The 26,236-nt window shown below is 66.1% G+C and carries 22 protein-coding genes and 2 tRNA genes; 9 read left to right on the forward strand and 15 right to left on the reverse strand.

Annotated features, from left to right (window positions below; genetic code table 11):
* Window positions 1-462 precede the first annotated feature (462 nt).
* The gene (locus ACQR0W_RS00735; protein WP_316186823.1) at window positions 463-3,669 is read left to right on the forward strand and encodes an autotransporter domain-containing protein; all 3,207 of its coding nucleotides are present in this window, start codon (window positions 463-465) and stop codon (window positions 3,667-3,669) included.
* A 51-nt stretch (window positions 3,670-3,720) separates the two neighbouring features.
* On the opposite strand, the gene ACQR0W_RS00740 is transcribed toward ACQR0W_RS00735, so the two are convergent.
* From ACQR0W_RS00740 to ACQR0W_RS00750, 3 genes are all read right to left on the reverse strand, one after another.
* On the reverse strand, window positions 3,721-4,338 hold the full coding sequence (locus tag ACQR0W_RS00740) for a hypothetical protein (RefSeq protein WP_316170268.1): 618 nt from the start codon (window positions 4,336-4,338) through the stop codon (window positions 3,721-3,723).
* Window positions 4,339-4,442: 104 nt separating this feature from the next.
* Window positions 4,443-4,964, reverse strand: coding sequence for a xanthine phosphoribosyltransferase (gene gpt / locus ACQR0W_RS00745; RefSeq protein ID WP_315714724.1), 522 nt, complete (start codon window positions 4,962-4,964; stop codon window positions 4,443-4,445).
* Window positions 4,965-5,002: 38 nt separating this feature from the next.
* A complete protein-coding gene (locus ACQR0W_RS00750; RefSeq protein ID WP_315714725.1) occupies window positions 5,003-5,740 on the reverse strand; it encodes a competence/damage-inducible protein A in 738 nt (245 codons plus the stop codon).
* Window positions 5,741-5,969: 229 nt separating this feature from the next.
* Between ACQR0W_RS00750 and ACQR0W_RS00755 the strand changes: the two genes are divergently transcribed.
* The 5 genes from ACQR0W_RS00755 to ACQR0W_RS00775 all read left to right on the forward strand — a co-directional run bounded on the left by ACQR0W_RS00755 (window position 5,970) and on the right by ACQR0W_RS00775 (window position 11,226).
* Window positions 5,970-7,388, forward strand: coding sequence for a circularly permuted type 2 ATP-grasp protein (locus tag ACQR0W_RS00755; protein ID WP_315749414.1), 1,419 nt, complete (start codon window positions 5,970-5,972; stop codon window positions 7,386-7,388).
* Window positions 7,389-7,477: 89 nt separating this feature from the next.
* The gene (locus ACQR0W_RS00760) at window positions 7,478-8,422 is read left to right on the forward strand and encodes an alpha-E domain-containing protein (RefSeq protein WP_315714727.1); all 945 of its coding nucleotides are present in this window, start codon (window positions 7,478-7,480) and stop codon (window positions 8,420-8,422) included.
* Between the two features lie 172 nt (window positions 8,423-8,594).
* Complete coding sequence (locus ACQR0W_RS00765; protein WP_315749412.1) at window positions 8,595-9,443, forward strand: transglutaminase family protein; 849 nt, start codon at window positions 8,595-8,597, stop codon at window positions 9,441-9,443.
* A gap of 234 nt (window positions 9,444-9,677) precedes the next feature.
* Window positions 9,678-10,436, forward strand: coding sequence for a peptidase (locus ACQR0W_RS00770; RefSeq protein ID WP_315714729.1), 759 nt, complete (start codon window positions 9,678-9,680; stop codon window positions 10,434-10,436).
* 34 nt (window positions 10,437-10,470) lie between these two features.
* Window positions 10,471-11,226, forward strand: coding sequence for an SDR family oxidoreductase (locus ACQR0W_RS00775; protein WP_315749410.1), 756 nt, complete (start codon window positions 10,471-10,473; stop codon window positions 11,224-11,226).
* 209 nt (window positions 11,227-11,435) lie between these two features.
* Here ACQR0W_RS00775 and ACQR0W_RS00780 read toward each other — a convergent pair whose 3' ends face one another.
* Window positions 11,436-12,662 (reverse strand): MFS transporter, encoded by a 1,227-nt coding sequence (locus tag ACQR0W_RS00780; protein ID WP_315749409.1) that lies wholly within the window; start codon window positions 12,660-12,662, stop codon window positions 11,436-11,438.
* 118 nt (window positions 12,663-12,780) lie between these two features.
* On the opposite strand from ACQR0W_RS00780, the gene ACQR0W_RS00785 reads away from it, so the two are divergent.
* Complete coding sequence (locus ACQR0W_RS00785) at window positions 12,781-14,031, forward strand: NupC/NupG family nucleoside CNT transporter (RefSeq protein ID WP_315749407.1); 1,251 nt, start codon at window positions 12,781-12,783, stop codon at window positions 14,029-14,031.
* Here the strand turns inward: ACQR0W_RS00785 and ACQR0W_RS00790 are convergent.
* The 3 genes from ACQR0W_RS00790 to ACQR0W_RS00800 all read right to left on the reverse strand — a co-directional run bounded on the left by ACQR0W_RS00790 (window position 13,969) and on the right by ACQR0W_RS00800 (window position 17,312).
* Entirely contained in the window at window positions 13,969-15,990 is a 2,022-nt protein-coding gene (locus ACQR0W_RS00790; RefSeq protein WP_316186824.1) for an acyltransferase family protein, read from the reverse strand. The genes ACQR0W_RS00785 and ACQR0W_RS00790 overlap by 63 nt on opposite strands.
* 221 nt (window positions 15,991-16,211) lie before the next feature.
* A complete protein-coding gene (locus tag ACQR0W_RS00795; RefSeq protein WP_315749404.1) occupies window positions 16,212-16,817 on the reverse strand; it encodes a cupin in 606 nt (201 codons plus the stop codon).
* Window positions 16,818-17,027: 210 nt separating this feature from the next.
* Complete coding sequence (locus tag ACQR0W_RS00800; RefSeq protein ID WP_315714735.1) at window positions 17,028-17,312, reverse strand: usg protein; 285 nt, start codon at window positions 17,310-17,312, stop codon at window positions 17,028-17,030.
* 379 nt (window positions 17,313-17,691) lie between these two features.
* Here ACQR0W_RS00800 and groES point away from each other — a divergent pair, with 379 nt between their 5' ends.
* A complete protein-coding gene (gene groES / locus ACQR0W_RS00805) occupies window positions 17,692-18,006 on the forward strand; it encodes a co-chaperone GroES (RefSeq protein WP_315714736.1) in 315 nt (104 codons plus the stop codon).
* Window positions 18,007-18,093: 87 nt separating this feature from the next.
* Window positions 18,094-19,734 carry a chaperonin GroEL gene (gene groL, locus ACQR0W_RS00810; protein WP_315767500.1) on the forward strand — a complete coding sequence of 547 codons (1,641 nt, stop codon included), beginning with the start codon at window positions 18,094-18,096 and terminating at the stop codon, window positions 19,732-19,734.
* Window positions 19,735-19,985: 251 nt separating this feature from the next.
* Here groL and lepB (ACQR0W_RS00815) read toward each other — a convergent pair whose 3' ends face one another.
* The 8 genes from lepB (ACQR0W_RS00815) to ACQR0W_RS00850 form a co-directional block, all read right to left on the reverse strand.
* Window positions 19,986-20,768 (reverse strand): signal peptidase I, encoded by a 783-nt coding sequence (gene lepB / locus ACQR0W_RS00815; protein WP_316170270.1) that lies wholly within the window; start codon window positions 20,766-20,768, stop codon window positions 19,986-19,988.
* A 51-nt stretch (window positions 20,769-20,819) separates the two neighbouring features.
* Complete coding sequence (gene lepB / locus ACQR0W_RS00820) at window positions 20,820-21,431, reverse strand: signal peptidase I (RefSeq protein ID WP_315749402.1); 612 nt, start codon at window positions 21,429-21,431, stop codon at window positions 20,820-20,822.
* Window positions 21,432-21,533: 102 nt separating this feature from the next.
* Entirely contained in the window at window positions 21,534-22,877 is a 1,344-nt protein-coding gene (locus ACQR0W_RS00825; protein WP_316170271.1) for an RtcB family protein, read from the reverse strand.
* A 232-nt stretch (window positions 22,878-23,109) separates the two neighbouring features.
* Entirely contained in the window at window positions 23,110-23,682 is a 573-nt protein-coding gene (locus ACQR0W_RS00830) for a 2OG-Fe(II) oxygenase (protein ID WP_316170272.1), read from the reverse strand.
* A gap of 53 nt (window positions 23,683-23,735) precedes the next feature.
* On the reverse strand, window positions 23,736-24,887 hold the full coding sequence (locus ACQR0W_RS00835; protein ID WP_316170273.1) for a slipin family protein: 1,152 nt from the start codon (window positions 24,885-24,887) through the stop codon (window positions 23,736-23,738).
* A gap of 354 nt (window positions 24,888-25,241) precedes the next feature.
* Window positions 25,242-25,307 (reverse strand) — tRNA-His (locus ACQR0W_RS00840).
* Window positions 25,308-25,309: 2 nt separating this feature from the next.
* Window positions 25,310-25,382, reverse strand: a tRNA-Phe gene (locus ACQR0W_RS00845).
* A gap of 300 nt (window positions 25,383-25,682) precedes the next feature.
* On the reverse strand, window positions 25,683-26,219 hold the full coding sequence (locus ACQR0W_RS00850) for an HNH endonuclease (RefSeq protein ID WP_316194594.1): 537 nt from the start codon (window positions 26,217-26,219) through the stop codon (window positions 25,683-25,685).
* Window positions 26,220-26,236: the final 17 nt, after the last annotated feature.

Here is a 26,236-nt window from a genome sequence, read left to right on the forward strand (position 1 = left end):
TCGCCGCCCCCCGAGGCATCGCGCTCGGGGCCCTGGCTCAATCGCGATCGCGCCGGGAGGCGACACGCACACGGGCCTGGAATCAAAGTAAGAGCGCATCCGAGGTGAGCACGGCCTCACCACGCGCGATTCGCCGCAACAGCACGGCCGCGCCTTTGCTGCCCCTGCACGACCGCCGCGATGGCCACGTCAGCCTTTCATATGCACTGCTCTGTGTTTTGCAGCAGATCGCAGCGATCATCGATCACGGTCGCCGGATGGGGAAAATCTACCCTTGGTAGCAAAATACCAGATGCACAACAATTCCCGACGCTGTGTGTCTTTGCTGCGCTTGACAGTATGTGTCCTAACATTTCATTTCTTGGCCACAAGTGTGGCGTGAATTTTTTGCTGCTTAATCCAGTTCGTATCTGACCTCCGCCTTCATTATTGGGGAATGCAATGGCTTGCCTTGCGAGAACGATGTTTGCTGCGCCGAAGTCGCGGCGCTGGCTGACCCTCTCGGTTCTTCTTGCGGGCACCATGTTGAGCACCCAGGCCCTGGCGATCGACGTCGCCAACCAGACCGACTGGAATACGGCGGTGGCAGCGGTCGCGGCCGCCGGCGCCAACTCGACCGTCACCATCAACATCACCAGCGGCTTCACGCTGTCGAGCTCGCTTGCGCAACTGCAGGCCGCCAACAGCAACGTCACGGTAAACATCACCGGCAACGGCCAGACGATCAACGGCGCCTCCTCGTTTCAGGGCATCGTCGTCAACGGTGCCAACGCGCCGACCGTGAACATCTCCAGCCTGGCGATCACCAACACGGCCGCGATCGGCGGCAACGGCCAGAACGGCCAGAACGGCTATTATAGCGGCGGCCTGGCCTACGGCTCCGGCGGCGGCGGCGGTGGCGGTCTCGGTGCCGGCGGCGGCCTGCTGGTCGGCAGCGGCGCCAACGTCACGATCGCCGCGGTGACCTTCACCAGCAACAGCGCCACCGGTGGCGCCGGCGGCAATGGCGGCAGCGCACAGAATGCGGCGGCCGACCCGGTGAATGGCGGCAACGGCGGCGCGGGCGGTGCCGCGAACAACGGCGGCGCCAGCGGCGGCGGCGGCGCGGGCGGCACGGGCGGACATACCGGCACGCAAGGCACGGCCGGCACCGCGGGCGCCGCGCTCGGTGACGGCGGCGGTGGCGGCGGCGGCTCCGGCACCACCAACAGCAACACCTACACCAACAACAATCCCGGCGGCAGCGGCAACGCCAATGGCGGCAACGGCGGCACCGGCGGCGACGGCGCCACCAACGCCAGCGGCGCGGGCGGTCCCGGACCCGGCTCCGACGGCGGCGCCGGCGGCAATGGCGGCGCCGGCAATGGCGGCGCCATCTACGTCGCCACCGGCGGTACGCTGACGATTCTCGACTCGCCGATTTCCGGCAACACCGTCACCGGTGGCGCCGCCGGCACCCCCGGCATCGGCATCGGGCCAAGCGCCATCAATGGATTTTCGGCAGCGGCCGGCGCAGCGCAGGGCGCCGGCATCTTCCTGAGCGGCGTGACGGCCAATATCAGCGTGTCCGGCGGCACCGTGACCTACGGCGACTCGATCGGCGGCACCGGCCTAACGACCGGCGGCGTCAACACGGCGATCAACAAGACCGGCATCGGCACGTTGGTGCTGTCGGCGACCAATACGTTCACCGGCAACGTCAACATCAGCGCCGGCACGCTCTCGGTCGGCGCCACCGCCAATCTCGGCAACGTCGCCAACGACGTGATCATTTCCAATGGCGGCACTTTGGCGGTCACCGGCACGACGACGTTCGCCAACGGCCGCGACTTCAAGATTGCCGGGCTGTCGACGATCGACGTAGCCGGCGCGACCACGACCACGTTGCAAGGCATCGTCGGCGACGGCGCCTCCGCCGGCACCCTGGTGAAGGCGGGCGGCGGCATCCTGCTGCTCTCGGGCACCAACACCTACACCGGCGCGACCAATGTCGACGCCGGTACGCTGCGCGCGGGCTCGGCCGGCGCGTTCGGCGCCAGCACGGTGTTCAGCGTGCTGTCCGGCGCCACGCTGGATCTCAACGGCTTCAACAAGACGTTCGGCACGCTGAGCGGAGATGGCACCGTCACCGGCGCCAACGCGACGATCTCAGGTTCGTTCGCGCCGGGCAACGGCACCCCGGCGTCCTCCATGGCTATCGTCGGCAACCTCGCGTTCCAGTCGGGCGCGCAATACCTGGTGCAGGTGAATCCGAGCACGGCGTCGTTCGCCACCGTCACCGGCACTGCGACGCTCGGGGGCGCCGCCGTCACCGCGACCTTCGCAAACGGCAGCTACATCTCCAAGCAATACACCATTCTCACCGCCACCGGCGGCGTCAGCGGCACCTTCGGCGGCGTCACCAACACCAACCTGCCGGCGGGCTTCAGCGCGACGTTGAGCTACGACGCCAACAACGCCTTCCTCAATCTGACGATGAGCTCGTCGGGGAACATCAACCAGCAGAACGTCAGCAACGCGCTCAGCAACTACTTCAACACGAACGGCAGCATTCCCGTCGTCTTCACCGGGCTGACGCCAGCGGGGCTGACGCAGATCTCGGGCGAGACCGCGACCGGCTCGCAGCAGACGACGTTCAATGCGATGACGCAATTCATGGGCGTCATGACCGATCCGTTCATCGGCGGCCGCGGCGACCAGGGCTCTGCGCCCAGCGGCGCGATCGGCTACACGGAAGAGACGCTCGCTTTTGCGTCCAAGCGCAATCCGAACGACGCGCTGGCCGCGATCTACACCAAGGCGCCGGCCGCGCCCGTGGTCAGGCCGGGCTGGAGCGTGTGGGCAGCCGGCTTCGGCGGCTCGCAGACCACTGATGGCAACACCGCGCTCGGGTCCAACAATACCACCAGCAACATCTACGGCACGGCCGTCGGCGCCGACTACCGCTTCTCGCCGTCCACGATCGCCGGGTTCTCGATGGCCGGCGGCGGCACCACGTTCAGCGTCGCCAATGGCGGCAGCGGCCGGTCCGACCTGTTCCAGGCCGGCGCCTTCGTCCGGCACACGGTCGGCCCGGCCTATATCTCCGCGGCATTGGCCTATGGCTGGCAGAACATCACCACCAACCGCACCGTGACCGTCGCCGGCGTCGACCAGCTGCGCGCCAATTTCGACGCCAACACCTTTGCCGGCCGGGTCGAGGGCGGCTATCGCTTCGTGTCGCCCTGGATGGGGTTCGGGATCACGCCCTACGCCGCGGCGCAGTTCACGACGTTCAGCCTGCCGGGCTATGCGGAGAATGCGGTCTCCGGCGCCAATACCTTCGCGCTGCGCTTTGGATCGCAGAACGTCACCGATACGCGGTCGGAGCTGGGCCTGCGCACCGACAAGGCCTATGCGCTGGCTGATGGCGTTTTCACGCTGCGCAGCCGCTTCGCCTGGGCCTATGACTTCAACCCCAGCCGGTCGGCCGGGGCCACGTTCCAGACCCTTCCGGGCGCATCCTTCGTCGTCAACGGCGCGCGGCAGGCGCAGAATTCAGCGCTGACCACGGTCTCCGCTGAAATGAAGTGGCGGAATGGCTGGTCGGCCGCCGCGAGCTTCGAGGGCGAGTTCTCGGATGTGACCCGCAGCTACGCCGGCAAGGGCATCGTGCGCTACACGTGGTGACGCGCGGAGCTCCGCGCGGCACATCCGCACGGCGCCCCGATCACCCGACGGTCAGGTCATCGCGCTCGGATGCAGCACCGGCGCGTAGCCCGCCTTGATCGCGCGCAGCGTCGAGGGCGGGGTCAGCAGCAACGCGTCGGTGATCCCTGCGCGTGGCGCGTCATAGCCCGCCGCCGACCAGGGCAGCGCCCTGCCTTTTCGGATCAGAAAGCTCTCCTCGCCTGCCCGCACCATGGCCCCGTCAGGCAAGGCGGCGAGCGGCGCCGGCAGCGGATGCAGGCGCTTGCGACCGCGATCGAGGCGCTCGCGATGGAGCACGCGATCAATCTCGGAGATGCGCAGTGCCCCGACGCCGTTGCCCTCCTCCCACGCCGCACGAAACCTCTTGGCGTCGTCGCGGCGGCAGTAGAAGCAGGGGCGATGACCGGCGGCGAGCGCGGTCGCCTCGTCAAGGAAGAACAGCTCGGTCCAGCTTTGCGTTGCCATGACCTTGCGGCGCTTGCCGCGAAACTCGCACAGGCAGACCAGCCAGGCGGGACTCGACCAGCGCCGGTTCAGCAGCGTCTTCGTGGCGGGGTCGTGGATGATGCCGCGATTTCCGGTGAAGAGGCCGCGATGCGGCGCGGCGACGATATCGCCCATCGGCGTGACGCGGTTCTGCAGCGGCATGGCGAGCCTTCGGCTGGCGAATAGCGAATGGGGAGTAGCGAATAGCGAACGCCTCGCCCACCCGAATTCCCTATTCGCTACTCCCTATTCGCCACTCTCCGGGCTTACGCCGCCCCGTCGCGCAGCGGCGGCGCGAACGACAGCGCGGTGTCCCAGGGGAAGAAGATCCAGGTGTCCTGCGACACCTCGGTGATGAAGGTGTCGACCAGCGGCCGGCCCTTCGGCTTGGCGTAGACGGTGGCGAAATGGGCGTCGGGGAGGATCTCGCGGACCATGCGTCCGGTCTTGCCGGTATCGACGAGATCATCGACGATCAGGAGCCCCTTGCCGGTGCCGCCGCCGAGTTGCGCCGTGTCGGCCGAGATGCCCTTCAGGACCTGCAGCTCGCCCTGCTTGGTGTGGTCATAGCTCGCGATGCAGATCGTATCGATGACGCGCACGCCAAGCTCGCGCGCCACGATCGCCGCCGGCACCAGTCCGCCGCGGGTGATGGCCACGACGGCATGAAACGGCCCGATCTCGTTCAGCCGCCAGGTCAGCGCCCGGCAATCGCGATGAAACTGGTCCCAGGACACCGGGAAGGCCCGGCCCGCGCGCTCCTCTGCACTCAAAGTCTTGTCTGGCATCTCATCTCGTCCGTGAGTTCTCGAAAGCTGCACCTGCTTTAGCGCGTCACATTCAGCCCGGCGAGCATCTCCTTCACGGCCGCCATCGCGGCCGACAGCTTGTCCTGGTCGCGCGAGCGCACCACCAGATGCGTGTTCGGCTTCTGGTCCTCGTCGATGAAGGGATAGCTGCCGATGATGGTCTCGGGGTGCGCCTTGGCGATCTCGCGCAGGGGGCCGCCGATATCGCCCTCGCGGGCATTGGCGCGCACGGTCTCCGACAGCATGCGCACGCCCGATTTCAGCTTCGGCGCGACGATGTCCATCATCGCCTGCATGATCGACGGCACGCCGGCCATGACGATGACGTTGCCGAGCTTGAAGCCGGGCGCCAGGATGGTGGCGCTCTGGATCAGCTCGGCGCCGTCGGGGATGCGCGCCATGCGCAGCCGCGCCTCGTTGAGCTCCTGCTCGCTCCAGCGCTCGCGGAAGCGCGCCACCACCTCGGGATGGTGGTCGATGCCGACGCCGAACGCCTTGGCGATCGCATCCGCGGTGATGTCGTCATGGGTCGGACCGATGCCGCCGGTGGTGAACACATAGGTGTAGCGATGCCGCAGCGCATCGAGCGCCGCGATGATGTCCGGCTCGTCGTCGGAGACCACCCGGACCTCCTTGAGGTCGATGCCGAGATTGGTGAGGTATTCGGCGATGAAGCCGATGTTCTTGTCCTTGGTGCGGCCGGACAGGATCTCGTCGCCGATGACCAGCAACCCCGCGGTGACGATCTCGCTCATGGTTTCTCCTCGCATCTGTCGTCTCTTTTGGCCCGCCACGGCGCCAATGTCATCCGGAACGTCGCAGTCTATGCCGCGGATTTGAGCACCACGCAGCCGGTTTTTCGGGCACGGCCTTCGCACCCCCCCACGAAATGCCGCAGGAGAATGCATATCGCGCTGGCCCGCCCCTTGCTACCATCCCGAGGAGTCATGCAGTGTATGGCGAGGCTGGGACACACGGGCATCTATGGCAGTTGCGTTCGACGAAATGAACGGGCCGGGCGGCGAGGTCCGTCAGGCGTATCAGGAGCTGTCGCGGTGGCTGAAGGAAACGCCGCCGGAGGCGCTAGAGTATCGCCGCCACGAAGCGGAGCTGTTGTTCCGGCGAATCGGCATCACCTTCGCGGTCTACGGCGAGGCGGAGGCGCAGGAGCGGCTGATCCCGTTCGACGTCATCCCGCGCATCCTCTCGGGCAAGGAATGGACCCTGCTGGAGAAGGGACTGAAGCAGCGCGTCAAGGCGCTGAACATGTTCCTGCGCGACATCTATCATGGCCGGGACATCCTCCGCGCCAACGTCATCCCGGATGACTTGATCTTCCAGAACCCGGTGTTCCGCCCGGAGATGAACGGCCAGGACGTGCCGCACGACGTCTACGTCCATATCGCCGGCATCGACATCGTCCGCGTCGACGCCAACGACTTCATCGTGCTCGAGGACAACGCGCGCACGCCGTCGGGCGTGTCCTACATGCTGGAAAACCGCGAGATCATGATGCGGCTGTTTCCGGACCTGTTCGCGCGCCACCGCGTCGCGCCGGTCGAGCGCTATCCGGACGAATTGCTATCGGCGTTGCGCTCGGTGGCGCCGCTCAGCGCCTCGGCCGAGCCGACGGTAGCGCTGATGACGCCGGGCATCTACAACTCCGCCTATTACGAGCACTCGTTCCTGGCCGACAAGCTCGGCATCGAGCTGGTCGAGGGCCGCGACCTCATCGTCAAGAACGACGAGGTGTTCATGCGCACTACCGAGGGGCTGAAGCGGGTCGACGTGATCTACCGCCGCGTCGACGACGACTTCCTCGACCCCCTCACCTTCCGCCCGGATTCGGCGCTCGGCGTGCCCGGCCTGATGTCGGCCTATGTTGCCGGCAACGTGACGCTCGCCAACGCGGTCGGCACCGGCATCGCCGACGACAAGGCGATCTACTCCTACATGCCCGATGTCGTGAAGTTCTATCTCGGCGAGGAGCCGATCCTGAAGAACGTGCAGACCTGGCGCTGCCGTGAGCCGCAGGATCTGTCCTACGTGCTCGACCATCTCGGCGAGCTCGTCGTCAAGGAGGTGCACGGCTCCGGCGGCTACGGCATGCTGATCGGCCCGGCCGCCACCAAGGCGACCATCGAGGCGTTCCGCGACAAGCTGAAGCGCGAGCCGGAGGGCTTCATCGCGCAGCCGACGCTGGCGCTGTCGACCTGCCCGACCTGCGTCACGTCAGGGCTGGCACCGCGCCATGTCGATTTGCGCCCGTTCGTGCTGACCGGCCGCGACCGCACCACCATCGTGCCCGGCGGCCTCACCCGCGTGGCGCTGAAGGAAGGCTCGCTGGTGGTGAATTCCAGCCAGGGCGGCGGCACCAAGGACACATGGGTGCTGGATGAGTAAGCCTCGCCGCCCTCGCTTCACGCGCTTCGTTCCCGTGCATGCCTTCCCCCTCGCCGGGGCGGGTTCACATCGCACCTCATAGATTGCCCATGCTGTCGCGCACCGCCGAAAATCTGTACTGGCTGGCCCGCTACGTCGAGCGCGCCGAGTACCTCGCCCGCACCATCGACGCCACCCTGCGCGTCACGGCGCTTCCCGCGGCCTATATCGGCAAGACCAATGAGTGGGAATCGGCGCTGATGACCGCCGGCGTCAACGTCAGCTTCTACGAGCATTACTCCGAGGCCAACGAGCAGAACGTCGTCGAATATCTCTCGTTCAACCAGTCGAACCCGTCCTCGATCAAGAACTGCATCGAGGCCGCCCGCCTCAACGCCCGCTCGGTGCGGACGGCGCTGACGTCGGAGATGTGGGACACCCTCAACGGCTCCTGGATCGAGCTCCAGGAGGTCTGGAGCAAGGGCACCAAGACGCGCGAGGAGCTGGCGCGCTTCCTGCGCTTCGTGCAGGAAACCTCGCTGCGCTTCGACGGCTCGGCCTACCGGACCATGCTGCGCAACGACGCCTACTGGTTCTCGCGGCTCGGGCTGCATCTGGAGCGCGCCGACAACACCGCCCGCATCCTCGACGTCAAATATCACGTGTTACTGCCCGAGGAGGAGCATGTCGGCGGCCCGCTGGACTATTATCAGTGGACCTCGATCCTGCGTTCGGTCTCGGCCCTCACGGCCTATCACTGGGTCTATCGCGAGACGCTGAAGCCCTGGCTGATCGCGGACCTGCTGATCCTCAACGACACGCTGCCGCGCTCGCTGGCGAGCTGCTACGGCAACCTCGTCCGCAATCTCGACCAGATTGGCGTCGCCTATGGCCGCCAGGGGGCGGCGCAGCGCCATGCCCGCGGCGTCCGCAACCGGCTCGACCACTCCAACATGGACGACATTTTCCAGCGCGGCGTGCACGAGTTCATCCAGGAGTTCATCGCCGACAATTCACGGCTCGGAGAGATCATCACCAAGCAGTATCTGATCTGAGCGCCTGGAGCGCGGCGAATACGGCGATGGGCGGCCGTCGGACTGTGACTGCGAGACCACGTCCGGCACCCGGCCCCCTGCCCTCCGCCCGACGGATCCTCCTTCCCCCTTTCAGGGAGAGGTGAAACGAGCTACCGCGGACAGCACATCTGACGAAGACTGGTCGACCGCCATGCGCCTGCGTATCTCCCATTCCACCACCTACCGCTACGAGCCGGCGGCGACCGGCGCGATCCAGATCATCCGCATGACGCCCGGCAGCAATGACGGCCAATATGTGGCGGAGTGGCAGATCGACGTGTCGACCGATTCCCGCCTCGACATGCACGAGGACGCATTCGGCAACGTCACCCACGTGATCACGCATGGCGCGCTCGAGGACCTCACGATCACCGCCGAAGGACTGGTCGAGACCCACGACACCGGCGGCGTGCTGAAGGGAGCGGACGAACGCTTCCCACCCAGCTTCTTCCTCCGGCAGACGCCGCTCACGGCCGCAAATGCGGCCATGGCCGCCGTCGTGCGCGATCTGCGCGCGGAGTCGGAGAGCGACGTACTCGGCCTCCTGCACACGCTGATGATGCAGGTCTACGAGCACATGACCTTCGACGAGGATCCGACCCACAGCGGCACCTCGGCGGCGGAAGCCTTCGTGCTGAAGCGCGGCGTCTGCCAGGACTATGCGCATATCTTCATCGCCTGCGCGCGCGCCGCCGGCATTCCCGCGCGTTTCGTATCCGGCCACTTCCTGCGTTCCGATGGTGCAGTGCACCAGGAGGCCGGCCATGCCTGGGCGGAAGCCTATGTACCGGATCTCGGCTGGGTCGGTTTCGACGCCGCCAACTGCATCTGCACCACCGACGCTCATGTCCGGGTCGCGATCGGACTCGATTATCTCGGCGCGGCGCCGGTGCGCGGCACACGCTATGGCGGCGGCACCGAGACGCTCACCGTGAAAGTGAAGGTCGAGCAGGTCGGCCGCGGCGGTCCGTCGCAATCCCAGTCGCAGCGGCAGTCCTGAATTCTGGAACGCGCGCTCCAGCCATGGTGTCGTTCCGGGGCGCGCGAAGCGCGTGCCCGGAATCCATCGGGCGGCAGAATGCACGGAGGGATGGATTCCGGGCTCGTCGCTTCGCTCCGCCCCGGAATGACGACCTTTTGTGGAGCGACCGCTCATTCCGGCTTCGACATTGGCGGGGGTGGACGGGAGGCCGATTTTCGCTAGTAATTCGCGCAATGGCTCGAGGGGACTGAGATGACCTATTGCTGCGGAATTCTGGTGCGTGACGGCCTCGTCATGATCGCGGACACCCGAACCAATGCCGGTCTCGACAACGTCTCGACCTTCCGCAAGCTGCACATCTTCTCCAATCCGGGCGAGCGCATCGTGGCGGTCGCCAGCGCCGGCAATCTCGCCATCAGCCAGTCCGTCCTATCGACCTTGACCGAAGGGATGGAAGACCCCGACACCGGCGAGGTCGAGACCCTGATGAACGCGCCGACGATGTTTCAGGCCGCACAGCGCATCGGCAAGGCGATCCGCATGGTGCACGCCACCGAAGGCCCGGCGCTGAAGGCCGAAGACATCTCGTTCGACGTCTCGTTCCTGTTCGGCGGCCAGATCAAGGGCTCGCGGATGCGGCTGTTCATGGTCTACACCGCCGGCAACTTCATCGAATGCACCACCGACACGCCGTACTTGCAGATCGGCGAGCACAAATACGGCAAGCCGGTGCTCGACCGCGCCATGCATTACGACGTCGAGCTCTACGAGGCGCTGAAGACGGGCCTGATCTCGATGGACTCGACGATGCGCTCCAATCTCGGCGTCGGCCTGCCGATCGACGTGCTGGTCGTGCGCGCGGAGGCCTGCGAGGCCGACCTCAATCATCGCATCGAGGCCGGCGAGCCCTATTTCCACGATCTCCGCTCGCGCTGGTCGGCGGCCCTGCGCGCTGCGCATAACAACATTCCAAGGCCGCCCTATAAGACTCAGAGCGAGTCAAAACACTGAAACTGCAAAACACTTGAACTGAAGGTGAGGAAACATGGCTGAAGCGGCAAAGAAGATCGCGCTGGTGACAGGCGCAGGCACGGGGGTCGGCCGCGCCGCATCGCTCGCGTTGATGAACTCCGGCTTCACCGTGGTGCTGGCCGGTCGCCGCAAGGAGATGCTGGAGGAGACCGCCAAGCTCGGCCCAGCCGGCATGAGCCTCCCCGTCTCCGCCGATATGATGGACCCCGCCTCGATCGCGGCGCTGTTCGACACCGTGAAGTCGACCTACGGCCGGCTCGACGTGCTGTTCAACAATGCCGGCATGGGCGCGCCACCGGTGCCATTCGAGGACCTCACCCTGCAGCAATGGCAGTCGGTGGTGGCGACCAACCTCACGGCGCCGTTCCTGTGCACGCAGCACGCCTTCCGCATCATGAAGGATCAATCGCCGCGCGGCGGCCGCATCATCAACAACGGCTCGATCTCGGCGCACGCGCCGCGGCCGTTCTCCTCGCCCTACACCTCGACGAAGCACGCGATCACGGGTCTGACGAAAGCGTCGAACCTCGACGGCCGCGCCTATGACATCGCGGTCGGCCAGATCGACATCGGCAACGCCGAGACGCCGATGACCGAGCGCATGGTCGGCGGCGTGCTGCAGCCCGACGGCCGCATGATGCCGGAGCCCCGCATGGACGTGAAGGCGGTCGGCGACGCCGTCGCCTACATGGCCGGCCTGCCGCTCGACGCCAACGTCCTGTTCATCACGGTGATGGCGACGAAGATGCCGTTCGTCGGACGGGGGTGATCACTTCTTTCAGATCCCGCTCCCTGCTCTCTCCACTCGTCATTCCGGGGCGCGCGAAGCGCGAGCCCGGAATCCATAGCCACACGCGGTGGTGTGGCGCGAGATGGATGTGGCATTTATCTTCGTCACACGACGTCTCACGGTGATGGATTCCGGCCTCATCGCTGCGCGATGCCCCGGAATGACGGAGAGAGCGCGGCCGGCTCGCCCTACTCCAACCGCTCCACCTTCCGCAGCTCGGGAAACAGCTTCATCCACGCCAGCGCGATCGCGATGGTGCCGACGCCGCCGAGGATGGCGGCGGGCATGGCCCCTAGCAGCGCGGCGGTGACGCCGCTCTCGAACTGGCCGAGCTGGTTGGAGGCGTTGATGAACAGGAAGTTCACCGCGCCGACGCGACCGCGCATCTCGTTGGGCGTGGCGAGCTGAACGAGAGAAAAGCGGATCACGACGCTGACGGTGTCGGCGGCGCCGAGAACGGCGAGCGCAGCGACCGAGATCCACATCACATGCGAGACGGCGAACACGACCGTCGCCGCACCGAACACGATGACCGCCTGGAACATGCGCAGGCCGACGCGCCGCCGAATGGTGTAGCGCGCCAGCACCGCCGTCATCGCCAGCGCGCCGACCGCTGGCGCGGCGCGCAGCACGCCGAGCCCGAACGGCCCGGTGTCGAGAATATCGCGCGCGTAGATCGGCAGCAGCGCAGTGACGCCGCCGAGCAGCACCGCGAACAGATCGAGCGAGATGGTGCCGAGGATCGCCGGATTGGCGCGGATGAAGCGGACGCCGGCGAACAGATCGTCCTTGCTGCCCTCGAGCCGCTCGGCCGGCACGTCATCAGGCACCTGCATCAGGCCGGTCAGGGCCATGCCTCCGATCCAGAACAGCATCATGATGCCGTAGGGCACACCGGGCGCGACCGCATAGGCGAAGCCGCCGATCGCAGGCCCCGCGATGGTCGCGAGCTGCGCTGCACCGCTGGACAGCGCGCTGGCCCGCTGCAAGGTGCCGGACGGCGCGATCAGCGGCAGCAGCGCCGCCGTGGCCGGACTTTCGAAGGCGCCGGCAATGCCGAGCACGAAGACGGCCGCGAACAGCTGGAATTCGCCGAGCTGACCGGCGTAAGCGCCCCAGCACAGATAGAGCGCCGTCAGCGCCTCGACGAGCTGACAGAGCTGCACGACGCGCTTGCGCTGGAATCGGTCGGCGGCGCTGCCGGCGACGAACACCAGCAGTGCCGTTGGCAGGAACTGGATCAGCCCGACCATGCCGAGATCGAAGGCGCGCCCGGTCAGATCGTAGATCTGCCAGCCGATCGCCACCGCCGCGATCTGGCTCGCAAAGCGCGACAGGCTGCGGGACGACAGGAAGAACAGGAACGCGCTTTGCTTCAAGAGATCGCGCGCGCCGATCGGGACGGTGGACGACATGATGGCGCCTGCGTGACGCAGCCCTCACTGCTTGTCAATCGCGGGCCCCGCATGGCCCGCGCGGCATTGCACGCGGCAGTTCCCTGCGCCCATAATGAAACGGGGTTCGGGGGATCTGATGCTTCAGCTGCAATCGGCGTTCGGGATAATCGCACTGCTCGCGATCGCATGGGCGCTCGGTGAAAACCGGCGCGCGGTGTCGTTGAAGCAGGCCGGGCTCGGGCTGGTGGTGACGCTCGTGACGGCCATTGTCCTGCTCAAGGTGCCTGCGGTCGCCCGCGCGTTCGGCGCCATCAACGACGTCGTGGGCGCCATCTCGTCGGCCTCCCGGGCCGGCACCTCCTTCGTCTTCGGCTATGTCGGCGGCGGCGCCCTGCCCTTCGAGCTGAAGGCGCCCGGTGCCGATTTCGTGCTCGCCTTCCAGGCGCTGCCGATCGTGCTGGTCATGAGCGTGATCACGACGCTGTTGTTCTACTGGCGCGTGCTGCCGCCCTTGGTGCGCGGCATGGCCTGGCTGCTGGAGCGCACCCTCGGCGTCGGCGGCGCGGTCGGCCTGTCGACCGCCGCGAATGTCTTCCTCGGCATGGTCGAAGCGCCGCTGTTCATCCGGCCGTATCTGGCGCAGATGACGCGCAGCGAATTGTTTCTCGTCATGACCGGCGGCATGGCCGGCATCGCCGGCACCGTGCTGGTGCTCTACGCCACGCTGCTGGCGCCACTGATCCCGGATGCCGCCGCGCATTTCGTCATCGCCTCGGTGCTCGGCGCGCCGGCGTCGATCCTGGTCAGCCTGATCATGGTGCCGGAGACGTCGAAGCAGCTCACCGGCGGCGCGCTCGGCGATCCCGGGACTCAGGCCACCTCGACCATGGACGCGATCGTCAAGGGCACCAGCGCCGGGCTCGAACTCCTGATGAACATCGTGGCGCTGCTGCTGGTGCTGGTCGCGCTGGTGCATCTCGCCAACGCGATCCTGTCGCTCTTGCCCGCCATCGGCGGCGCCGACATCTCGCTGCAGCGGCTGCTCGGCCTCGTGATGGCGCCGGTGTGCTGGCTGATGGGCCTGCCGTGGTCGGAGGCCGTCACCGCCGGCAGCCTGATGGGCACCAAGACGGTGCTGAACGAGCTGATCGCCTATGTCGAGCTGGCCAAGCTCGACGCCGGCGCGCTCGATCCGCGCGCGCGGCTGATCATGCTGTACGCGATGTGCGGCTTCGCCAACTTCGCCAGCCTCGGCATCATGATCGGGGGCCTCGGCACCATGGCGCCAACGCGGCGCGACGAGATCAACGCGCTCGGCCTGAAATCAATCGTCTCGGGCACCCTCACCACCTGCCTGATGGGCGCGATCGTCGGCCTGCTGACGTGAGCTGAGCTCGGTCGTCTTCGGGAGAAGCAGCGGCGCGATCCGGGCCATCACGAGCTGCGAGCCCGCCGCCGTGAGATGCGCGTGGTCGAACGACAGCGGGACGTCGCCGACCGTGAGCGGACAGCGTCCGCTCTCGCAGACCGCCGACAGGATCGAAACGTAGGAAAAGCCCTCACCACTCGGCAGCCCCGCCTGCATGGCCGAATCCAGCGCGAAGATGTCCGAGCGAACGAAAGCCACGGGATCCGGCGCCATGCCGCGCAAGGTGGCGCGCGCCAGCATCGACGGCAGTCGCGCGCGAAATTGCACGGACGGGCCGAGCAGCACCACCGGAATGCCGGCATCACTGAGCCGAGACAGGGTCGACCTGAGGTCGCGCACCATTCCGGCAAAGCGCGGCGATCGGGCATCTTCGAGCCAATCGGCCGACATCACCACCAGGTCGGGCCGGTGCGCCGCGAAGTAGTCGCGCATCTGGGCCGCCAGCGCGCGGCAGGCGGCCACGCCCTGCGTCTCCGCGCTGAAGGTCGGCATGCAGGTGGGCTGGCTCGCCTGCATGATGTTGACGGTGTCCGGATCGAGCTCGGCCTTGAGGCCGTGGTAGTAGTGCGCAGCAAAGCTGTCGCCCCACAGCAGCAAATTGGTCTTGCCAGGCACTGGACGGAGGCAATCCTCGGGCACGCGCCCGTCCGGCGTCGTGAAGCAGGTGCCGTAGCGATAGACCGGCTTCATGTCGTAGGCGTTGTAGGCGTCCAGCCGCTGCGCCGCGCGGTCGGCGTCCGACACGGCGCCGGCGCGCAGCAGACCCACGCCGCTGCCGGCCAGCAGCAGCAGGCTTGCCAGCGCCGCAAGACCGAAGGCCGCGCGCGGGGTCGCTGCGAGTTTGCGATGGCGGAACGGCTGCTCGATGAAGCGCCAGGACAACGTGGCGACTGCGACCGTGAGCGCGAACAACGCCACCCGCTCCCAGCCGTCGAGCGCGAGGCCGGGCTTGGCGAAGCGCGCGAAGGCGAACAACGGCCAGTGCCACAGATACAGCGAATAGGAAATGCGGCCGAAGAACGCCGCCACGCCGAGCGGCGATAGCGGGCTACGCGGCACGTTGGCCACGCCGGCGCCGCTCCACAGGAACAGCGCGGCGCCGAGGCATGGCGCCAGCGCGTCGACGCCGGGGAAACCCGGTCCGGGGCGCAGCGCCAGAATCGGCACCGCCATCAGCAGCAGCGACAGCGCGCGGGCGCCGCGCCGGGCGAGACCAGGCCGCGGTGCGGGAAGGCCGGATATCGCGACCAGGCTGCCGAGCAGGAATTCCCAGGCGCGCGGCGGGCTGAGGAAGAATGCGCTCGCGGACGCGCCCTCGCGCATCAGCAGCAAACAGAGCGCGAACGAGCCGGCAGCCAGCAGCGCCAGCGTGAAAGTCAGCGCCAGCCTGCGGCCGCGCGCTATCAGCAACACGGCCCAGACCACGATCGGCAGCACCAGATAGAACTGCTCCTCGACGGCGAGCGACCAGGTGTGCAGCAGCGGCTTCTCCACCGCGGCGTGGTCGAAATAGCCCGACTGCTGCCAGAAGAAGACGTTCGAAGTGAAGGTGACGACGGCGGCCGCGGAACGGAAGAATTCGGCGCGCTCGGAGCCCAGCATGTCCTGCGACGCCGGAAGCGCCGCGAACGCCACCATGGCGTAGAGCGCCGGCAGCAGCCGCCGCACCCTCCGCTCGTAGAATTGCACGAACGAGAAGCGGCCCGCCGCGATCTCCGCGGCGATGATGCCGGTGATCAGGTAGCCGGAGATGACGAAGAAGATGTCGACGCCGACGAAGCCGCCGAAGATCGCCGGCGCCTCGAAATGGAATGCGACGACGGAGAGCACCGCGATGGCGCGCAGCCAGTCGATGTCCTCGCGATGTCCTACACCTGAAGCCGAGCCGGCGCCCGCGCTGGCGAAGCGGGGCTGCATCGATGCGCGCGTGCGAGGCGCGCGCGGGATCGTGGGAGCGAACTGGACGACGAAGCGCGGCAACGGGACGGGTACGCCTTTACGCAAGCCCGCGACGAACACCTCTTACGGATTCGTCGCCGGCCCATCCGTCCCAGTGACGCGAGACCGGATGTCAACACACACGCGCGATGGGACCGCCGTCCATCGCACGCAAATGTTTCCATCCATTTCTGTCGGCTTTACGTCGACAGTTCGACGGTTTTGAAGTCGGCCGGCAGGATCACTTCCAGCAGCTCGACGTCGTCGGAATAGTCGAGGATCATGTGCCGGATCTTCGGCGGCTGGGTCCAGCAACTGCCCTCCTGCATCAGCGTCTCGCCGACGCCTTCGAGGTAGCTCTTCACCCAGCCCTTGAGCACATAGACCATCTGGAAGTCGACCGCATGGGTGTGCAGCTTGGAGACTTCCTGCGGATTGCACGGCGGCAGCATGCGGATGACATGCGCGCGCGCCAAACCGTGCGTCGCGTCGGCGATGCCGAGGTCGCGGTAATGGGCATAAGCGCGCAGGCCGTCGGCCTTGAAGTCCTCCTCGCGGTGATGGCTGATCGCGACCTTCTGTTTGCGGCGGCGCGGCGCCGGCGCTGGTCGCCCCTTGCTCGCCAGCGCCTTGCGCGCCGACGGCGCAGCCGCCCGGCCCGGCTTGGCGGGCGTCTTCGCCAGCGGCTTGGCGCTAGTTCTCGTAACGGCCTTCGCCGTCGCCTTGCTGCTCTTGCCGGTCTTCAGCGCCGCTGACTTGGCGGCGGCGCGTGATGCGGGCTTGGTCGTCCGGCTCTTGGTGGCCATGGTGCTCTCCCTGCGTATCCTCGTCGCGAGGGTAGCACATATTGGAGAGTCCCAGCAGCCGCTCCAACAAAGGTCGTCATTCCAGGGCGTGCGAAGCACGAGCCCGGATTCCATTCCTCCGCGCGTTCTGCCGCCCGATGGATTCCGGGCTCGCGCTTCGCGCGCCCCGGAATGACACCGGTCATGAGGCGGCAGCGGTGGCTGTCAGCCTCAATGCAGCCGGAAGACGCCGTCGACGGCACGCAGCTCGGCCGGCTTGATGAGCTTGGAATGCGCCACCGTGACCGAATACAGCGGCCCCTCGATCTTCTCCTGCCAGAACGCCAGGAAGTCCTGCAGCGCCGGGAATTTCGGAAACAGGTCGTAGTTCTGCCAGACATAGGTCTGCAGCAGCGAGCGATGGTCCGGCATCCGATACAGGATCTGCGCCGTCGTCAGCCCGTAACCCAGCACCTGTTTCCGAAAGTCCTCGGAAACCTCAACCTTCGACACCATGCCAACCTCCGTTTCTGGAGCGCATGTCCGTGTGGCTATCCGGGATGGAGCCACCCGGCAAAGATGCGCTCACTGCCTAGAAATGTGACGCATGTCCTCAACCCATCTCAAGCTTAAATGTTTAACGACATGTTGAAAAATGCTGCATTAGCAGCCACTTAGCCCAGGTGCTAATACGGGGTTTCATGGTTCGTTCCGCTCCCGTTAACGCTATCGGAACGCTTTGGCAGAGCCCGCAGTTGACTGCTAATTTTTCTGCTACAAGCCCTTGCCCGGCTGAATGCTCTCCCCTAAATCCAGCCTGCGTGCTGGCACTCGCCGGCGCCGACTGCCAAATTCCCAGAAACTGACAATCGCCTCAATAGCTTAGGAGGACTGTATGGCTTTCCGTCCGCTTCACGACCGCGTCGTGGTCAAGCGCATCGACGCCGAAGAGAAGACCGCTGGCGGCATCATCATCCCCGACTCGGCCAAGGAGAAGCCCTCGCAGGGCGAAGTGATCGCGGTGGGCCCGGGCGCCCGCGACGAGAGCGGCAAGCTGGTCCCGCTCGACGTCCAGGTCGGTGACCGCGTGCTGTTCGGCAAGTGGTCGGGCACCGAGGTCAAGATCGACGGCCACGAGCTGCTGATCATGAAGGAAAGCGACATCATGGGCGTGCTCACCGACACCGCGTCGAAGAAGAAGGCCGCCTAAGCCAACCCGCTCAACGCTCACCCTGAGGAGCGCCTGCGGGCGCCCTGCCCAGGGTGAGACGACCAATTCAACTCAGGGAAACCCAATATGTCAGCAAAAGACGTAAAGTTCGGCGTCGACGCTCGCGACCGCATGCTGCGCGGCGTGGACATCCTCGCCAATGCCGTCAAGGTCACGCTCGGTCCGAAGGGCCGCAACGTCGTCCTCGACAAGTCGTTCGGCGCGCCGCGCATCACCAAGGACGGCGTCACCGTCGCCAAGGAGATCGAGCTCGACGACAAGTTCGAGAACATGGGCGCGCAGATGGTGCGCGAGGTCGCCTCGAAGTCCGCTGATGCGGCCGGCGACGGCACCACCACCGCGACCGTGCTGGCCCAGGCCATCGTGCGTGAAGGCGCCAAGGCGGTTGCCGCCGGCATGAACCCGATGGATCTGAAGCGCGGCATCGACCTCGCGGTCGAGGCGGTCGTTGCCGACCTCGTCAAGAACTCCAAGAAGGTCACGTCGAACGACGAGATCGCCCAGGTCGGCACCATCTCCGCCAACGGCGACGCCGAGATCGGCAAGTTCCTCGCCGACGCGATGAAGAAGGTCGGCAACGAGGGTGTCATCACCGTCGAGGAAGCCAAGTCGCTCGAGACCGAGCTCGACGTCGTCGAGGGCATGCAGTTCGACCGCGGCTACATCTCGCCCTACTTCGTCACCAACGCCGACAAGATGCGCGTCGAGATGGATGACGCCTACATCCTGATCAACGAGAAGAAGCTTTCCTCGCTGAACGAGCTGCTGCCGCTGCTCGAGGCCGTGGTGCAGACCGGCAAGCCGCTGGTCATCGTCGCCGAGGACGTCGAGGGCGAGGCGCTCGCCACCCTGGTCGTCAACCGCCTGCGTGGCGGCCTGAAGGTCGCGGCCGTCAAGGCGCCGGGCTTCGGCGATCGCCGCAAGGCCATGCTGCAGGACATCGCGATCCTGACCGGCGGCCAGGCGATCTCGGAGGATCTCGGCATCAAGCTCGAGAACGTCAACCTCTCGATGCTCGGCCGCGCCAAGAAGGTGATGATCGACAAGGAGAACACCACGATCGTCAACGGCGCCGGCAAGAAGGCCGACATCGAGGCGCGCGTGCACCAGATCAAGGCGCAGATCGAGGAGACCACCTCGGACTACGACCGTGAGAAGCTGCAGGAGCGTCTGGCCAAGCTCGCGGGCGGCGTCGCGGTGATCCGCGTCGGCGGCGCGACCGAGGTCGAGGTCAAGGAGCGCAAGGATCGCGTGGATGACGCGATGCATGCGACCCGCGCGGCTGTCGAGGAAGGCATCCTGCCGGGCGGCGGCGTCGCCCTGCTCCGGGCGTCCGAGCAGCTCAAGGGCCTGCGCACCAAGAACGACGACCAGAAGACCGGCATCGAGATCGTCCGCAAGGCGCTCTCCGCCCCGGCCCGCCAGATCGCGATCAACGCGGGCGAGGACGGCTCGGTCATCGTCGGCAAGATCCTGGAGAAGGACCAGTACGCCTATGGCTTCGACAGCCAGACCGGCGAGTACGGCAACCTGGTCTCCAAGGGCATCATCGACCCGACCAAGGTGGTTCGCGCCGCGATCCAGAACGCCGCCTCCGTGGCTGCGCTGCTGATCACGACCGAAGCCATGGTCGCCGAGCTGCCGAAGAAGAACGCCGGCGGCCCCGCGATGCCTCCGGGCGGCGGCATGGGCGGCATGGACTTCTAAGTCCGACGCTTCGTCGCAGACGACAATTGCAAAACCCCGGCAGCGATGCCGGGGTTTTCGTTTGTACTGGAATTGTCGAATCGCCAGCCTCGGTTTCGGGCTCGTGCCCCGATGCATTCAATGCGTAGTTCGGATGAGCGCACGCCGCATCCCGAAGGGCGCGGGCGGAAGCGACATCCGGGGTCTCACGAACCGCGCCGGTGATCCCGCATGTCGCTTCGCTCATGCGGGGCTACGGGTTCGCGTCCGCCCTACTTCACCATCGTCCCGATCCGCTCGAAACGGATCCGGCCCGGCTCGCCTTTCTCGGCGCGGGCGGCGGAGAAAAAGATCATGGCGGCGCGGCCGATCACGTTCTCGATCGGCACATAGCCGATCTGGGACAGGACGCGGCTGTCGGTCGAGTTGTCGCGGTTGTCGCCGAGCATGAACAGCCGGCCGTCCGGCACAACGAAGACGTTGGTGTTGTCGAAGAAGCCGTGGCTGACGCAATCCAGCGTCTCGTAGCTCACGCCATTCGGCAAGGTCTCGCGCCAGCGCGTGACGCGCTCGTTCGCATCGCCCCCGCAGGCCGCCTCTCCGGTCAGATCCTCGACGCGCTCCCGCTCGACGGCCGTATCGTTGATGTAGAGCACTCCGTCCTTCATCTGGACGCGATCGCCGGGCAGTCCGACGACGCGCTTGATATAGACGGTCGCATTGTCTTTCGGCAGGAAGAACGCGACGACATCACCGCGCGCAGGTGTCGCGCCCCAGATACGCGCCGACGGCGGCAACGAGGAAGGCCATGACAACGGCCAAGTGAAGCGGCTGTAGCCGTAGGGATATTTCGACACGAAGAAGACATCGCCGACGCGAAGCGTTGGAATGTTCGAGGATGAAGGAATGTTGAACGGCTGATACAGGAAGGAGCGGATCAGCACCGGCGAGGCCAGCAGCAGGCTCAGCAGCGCGAAGCCCGCGATGAAGATCGCCGCGATCGCCCACCACGGCTCGCGGGTCCGCCGAATCCCACCAGCATCTACGCTCGTCATGACGCCCCCCAGTCAGCCATCCCTGACGTATCGCACCAGATTTCGTCTGCGCTACTTGCTCCGAGCCGGACCAGGTACGACGCGCTCAAGGCGGCCAAGGATACTGCTGAACGGCACATCCCCCATCCGCGCGGGCATCCGACTGTCGACCGAATTGTCGCGATTGTCACCGACGACGAACAACGTTCCGGCCGGCACGGTGTGAACCGCGGATTCATCGAGAGCCGAGTGCTCGATGCAATCGAGCGTCTGATAGCTTACGCCGTTCGGCAACGTCTCGCGCCATTGGCTGACAGCAGCGAGACTGGCCACTCCGCACAGACCCTCTCCGACGAAATCCTGCACCTTCTCGTGCTTCACGGGCTTGTCGTTGATCCAAAGCTGACCATCCCGCATCTGAATCCGCTCCCCCGGCAATCCGACGACACGCTTCACAAATGGAGCCGATGTTCCTGACTTGGGCGAGGTCAGCGCAATGATGTCGCCGCGCGCGGGCGTTGCGCCAGCGCCGTAGCCGGCAATCACCGCCTTGTCGCCGACCAGCAGCGTCGGAGCCATCGACGCCGACTCGACCGCCAGGGGTTGGAGCAGACTGACAATCAGCGGAAGGATCGAGGACGAAATGAACATGGAATGCCAGGTTGCGACCGATGAGAAACTCACGTCTAGACCATCCCCGGGCACTCCCGCAACAATCACAAAACGGACAGTTCCGGACACAACCGGTACGCGACCCGCGCAATCAGCTGTCAACCGGAGCCGAGATCACCGCCCCTTCCGCCACGGCGCATCGGCTTCCCAATCGCCGGCCATGATCGAGCCGTAAGGGATCACCTCGTCGATGACCTCGCCGAGGCCGTAGCGCTTGATCTGCGCCCGTACCGACGCCGCGTTCTTGTAGGCCTGCGGCAGCTCCGACAAATCAGGCTTGCCGCAATAGAACCGCGCATCGATGCCCTCGGGCATCTCCGGGCGATGCGCGCGCAAAAACGCCTTCCGACCGAGATTGCGGCCAGCGCCGTGCGGCGCGAAGCCGAGCGCATCCTTGTTGTCGCGATGCTTCAGGATCAGCACCGGCTCGGCCATGTTGAGCGGCACGATCGTGCGTCCGTCATCGTCAGCCGAGAAGCCGGACCAGTTCGGCGTCGCCCCCTTGCCGTGGTAGAACAGGCCGTCGCTCTTCTGGAAGACGAAGTTGTGCTCGTTCCAGAACCGGTCGGCGACGGCGTTGCCGAGCTTCGCCGCAGCGAGATCGTGAATCGCGTGGTGATTGGCCCTGGTCCACAGCCGCGCGACCTGCAACGCCTCCCAATAGGCGCGGCCGTCGTCGCTCGACGCCTTGATCCAGGCGCTGTGCTCCGGGACCTTCGGCGCATGGATCGCGGTGTGCCGCTTCGCCACCGCCATGCCGCGCTTGTAGAGCTGTGCGCCGAAGCCGCGCGAGCCGTGATGCGTCACCAGCGCCGCCTGCCCGGTCGACCTGAGATGGCCGACATAGGCGAAGTGGTTGCCGTCGCCCTGCGTGGCGAAGTGGCCGATCGCGAAGCGCTCGAGCCCCTTCAGGAAGGGGTTGGCCTCGAACCCTGCCATCACCTCGTCGGGCGGCTGATGCAGCCGGTCGCGGCCGCCGGGACCGAAATGGGTCACGGCGTGAACCGCATCGAGAATGCGTTTGGGATCGTCCTTGCGCGCGAACACCGTCACCGCCACCGAGCAGCAAATGTCGGAGGAATGGAAGCCCGGATGGATCGCGTCCTCACAGGCGACCACGCCGCCGACCGGGATGGTGCCGAGCGCCGTTCCCGACGGACAGGCGTCCGGCATCACGGCGCCGGCTACGATGGTCGGCACCCGCATCAACGCATCCATGTGCTGGGTCACCGCCGCGACATTGGCGCGCTCCAGCTCGTTGTCGGCTTCGATCAGCGTCGCGAACGGCACGCCGTTGGTGCGCATCAGCGTCTCCGCCGGCTGCAGTTCCTGCAGCGCGGCGAAGATCGCGTCATCATCGGCGCCATCGGCCCGCATCGCATTGGCCGTCGCCAGTCCCTCCTTGAACCAGCGACCGGGCTTGAAGCCCCAGGCGATCATGGTGTTTCCGTCGATCATCTTGCTACTCTCACATGTCCAGCCGGAGCTTTGTCGTGCCCCGATCCACCTGCGTTCACCTCGCGGGATGCCGCCCGTGGGCGGCTCCCTCCACCGGTCGACGACGTCACGTTCGTACGAACGCAGCGCCGATGAGCCGACGGCTCCGTCCGCGAGGGCGCAGGCGGGAGCGACATCCGGGGGGCTCACGAGCTTCGCCGGAGAACCCGCATGTCGCTGACGCTCGTGCGGGCTAACCGTTCCGCCGATACATCACGTCGGTCCGCAGCACGTATTTGCGGCCCTTCGTCACGGGATCACCACGATGCATGATCGGGTGCTGGAACAGCAGCGCCATGCCCCTCTCCGGCGTGATGAGCAAAGGACCGTCCGGCATCCGACCTGTGTCGTCGCAAAACGACGTTCTGCCACCCTCGAAGTCATCGTTGAGATAGACCATGAAGGTGAACTGGCTGCGCTCGCCATTGTCGCGCTCGAAATGACCGTCGCGATGCCAGTCGAACTTTTGTCCGACGTCGTAGCGATAAAGTCGCAACCGTTCGTTCAGCCCGACCGGCGTCCAGCGATGCTGAAACGAGGGCGCCAGATGCACGGCGAGCCGCTCGTAGAGCTCTCGTGCACGATCGGCATCGTCAACGATCACGCGGTCGTTGTTGCGATGATCCTTCACGCCGCGAGGCGCAAACAAAGTCGCCGCCTCGAACCCCATCGATTCACCCATGCGAATGTATTCCTCGCACTCAGCAGCGCCGAAGAAATTCGAGATCGTCTCGATGTTGTCGGCTCGCCAGGTGATATCAGTCATCGCTCGCTCCTCCATGAGATTGGAAGCCGCCCGTGGGCGGCCTCTCTTATCGGTCACGCCGCATCCGGCGCCTTCAGCCGGACCAACCGCGTCAGCAGCGCATCGAGGCCGGCGCCGTCGCCGGCATGCAGGTCGATGCGGCCGACCTTCTCGACCAGGCGCTCCAGCGACTCCAGCTCCTTGAGCCGCAGCAGCAGCGGGTTCTCCTCCATCAGCCTGGCGGTGTTCAGGAGCGAGCGCGTCGCCGCGGTCTCCTCCTGGCGACGGATCAGGTTGGCCTTGGCCAGCCGCTCCGCCTCCACCACCTTGTTGACGAGCTCGCGGATCTCGCCGGGCAGGATCACGTCCTTCACGCCGAGCTCCGTCACCTCCACGCCCGAGCCGCCGAGCCGCGCGCGCACGTAGTCGCGCAGCTCGGCATCGAGCGAGGCCTTGGCGGCCAGCACCTCGTCGAGCGTGCGTGACGCCACCGCCTCGCGGATCGCGAACTGCACCAGCCGGTACAGCCACGCATCCACATCGGGCGTGGTCGCGACAGCCGCCTCCGCGTCGGCAATCCGCCGGAACGCCGTGAGCGTCACCCGCAGCGCGATGCGATCCTTGGTCAGCATCTCCTGCGCGGTGATCTCCAGCACTGTGGGCCGCATATCCAGGCGCTTGACCTCGATCTTGCGGCCGACCGCCCAGAAGGCGTGCCGGCCCGGCGCCAGCCGCTCCGTCAGCTTGCCGTCGACATGGAGCAGACCGGCCTCGTGGTTCTCGACCACGACCTCGGTCACAACGCTCGGCCGGTTACGCTCGATCATCGCCAGATGCCGCGCGCTCACACGCACGTCGCTTGCGATGTCGATGCGCTCGACCTCGACCTGCGTCGCCACCTTCCAGTAGACACGTGTCTGCCACGGCGTGAGCAGATGCGTCGGCCGGCCGTCGAGGCTGACGATCGCGATCTCGTTCGCGCCGGTCTCCACGGCCTCGAAGAGTTCGGCGGCGAGATCGGGCCGCGCGGCCTTCAGCACCGCGTAGCGCTCGGCCGGGTATTCGGCCCTGACCACGTCGTACACTTGCACCATCAGCCGGTGCAGCGGATCGAGCAGCGCATGACGGCCAGGACCGAGCACGCGCACGAGCTGGCCGTCACGCCACACCAGCGCCCGCTCGCCATCCTCCACCGTCACGGTCTTCGTCACCAGATGCCAAGTCACAACACACTCCCACAGCTTGCGTCCGGCCCATCGGCCGAAACGCGATTCATTGATCAAAGGACGTGAGGACCGGACGACGCTTCCTGCGTGAACCGAGCGGACCGAGGCTTGAGCATCTGACGATGCCGGGCGCACGCGCGCGGTCACACGAGCTATCAGCCCGAGCGTCCTTGCGCAGCCTTCCCGGCATCTTCAGACGCGGTATCCACCGCGGCACAGAGCCGGTTCTGCAGTGTCTTGATCTGGTCGAAATGCCCTAGAACTTTCTTCTTGGGCAAAACGGCCGGACCGCGACTGAAGCGCGCGTCCGGTCCTCGTCAGAGGCGATTAGCTTCTCAGGCTAAACCGAAGCGCTGGAGCGGGAGTCGAACCCGCGACCCGATGATTCACAGTCATCTGCTCTACCTAACTGAGCTATCCTTTGGTGGTGTCGATCGGAATCGAACCGATGCCTTCGGGCCTTCAACCCGACGCTCTCCATGAGCTACAGACTCCTTGTTCTTTGCGACGACGGAACACGGGACCGGACACCGGCCGCGCCAGTCGGGATTTCAGCGAGCCCGAACCAAAGTCATCACGAAGGACGGTGCTACTACACACAATCAACGGCACGCGCAAGACGTAGACATCGATTATCTTCGAACGATCTCATTCCGTAACTAATCGTCTACATATCGATCTACTCATAACGACGTCGCTCGCATGCAAATGCGGGCGACGCAATTTCGTAGCCCGGATGTCGCTTACGCCGAGGCCCGCTGGACCTCGGCGCACGCTCATCTGGGCCACCTCTCCTCACCGCTCCAGCTCCACGTCCCAATAGAGATAATCCTGCCACGTCTCGTGCAGGAATCTCGGCGGAAACAGGCGCTGCGCGGCCATCAGCTCGTGCCGCGTCGGCTCGAAGGGCGGCCGTCGCGGCTTGAGATAGCGCCGGTCCTTGCGCGCGTTGCATGGACTGCAAGCGGCGACGATGTTGGTCCACGACGTCTCGCCGCCATCGGCCCGCGGTACCACGTGGTCGAACGTCAACTCGCCGTGCAGATAGCGGCCGCCGCAGTACTGACATTCGAAGCGATCGCGCAGGAATACGTTGAACCGCGTGAAAGGCACGCGCATCGCGGGCCTGACGTAGTCGCGCAGCGCGATCACCGACGGCAGCCGCATGGTGACGCTCGGGCTACGAACGACCCGGTCGTATTCCGCGACGACGACGTGAGAGCCGCTGACGACTGCCCTAATCGCATCCTCCCAGCTGACCACTGACAGCGGGAAGTAGCTCAGCGGCTGGAAGTCGGCGTTGAGAACCAGCGCCGGACTTGTTGCTGACATCGTCGACCTCCTCTCTT

Origin of the sequence: Bradyrhizobium sp. HKCCYLRH1034 (genome assembly GCF_051168375.1) — a bacterium.
In the GTDB taxonomy this organism is placed as follows: domain Bacteria; phylum Pseudomonadota; class Alphaproteobacteria; order Rhizobiales; family Xanthobacteraceae; genus Bradyrhizobium.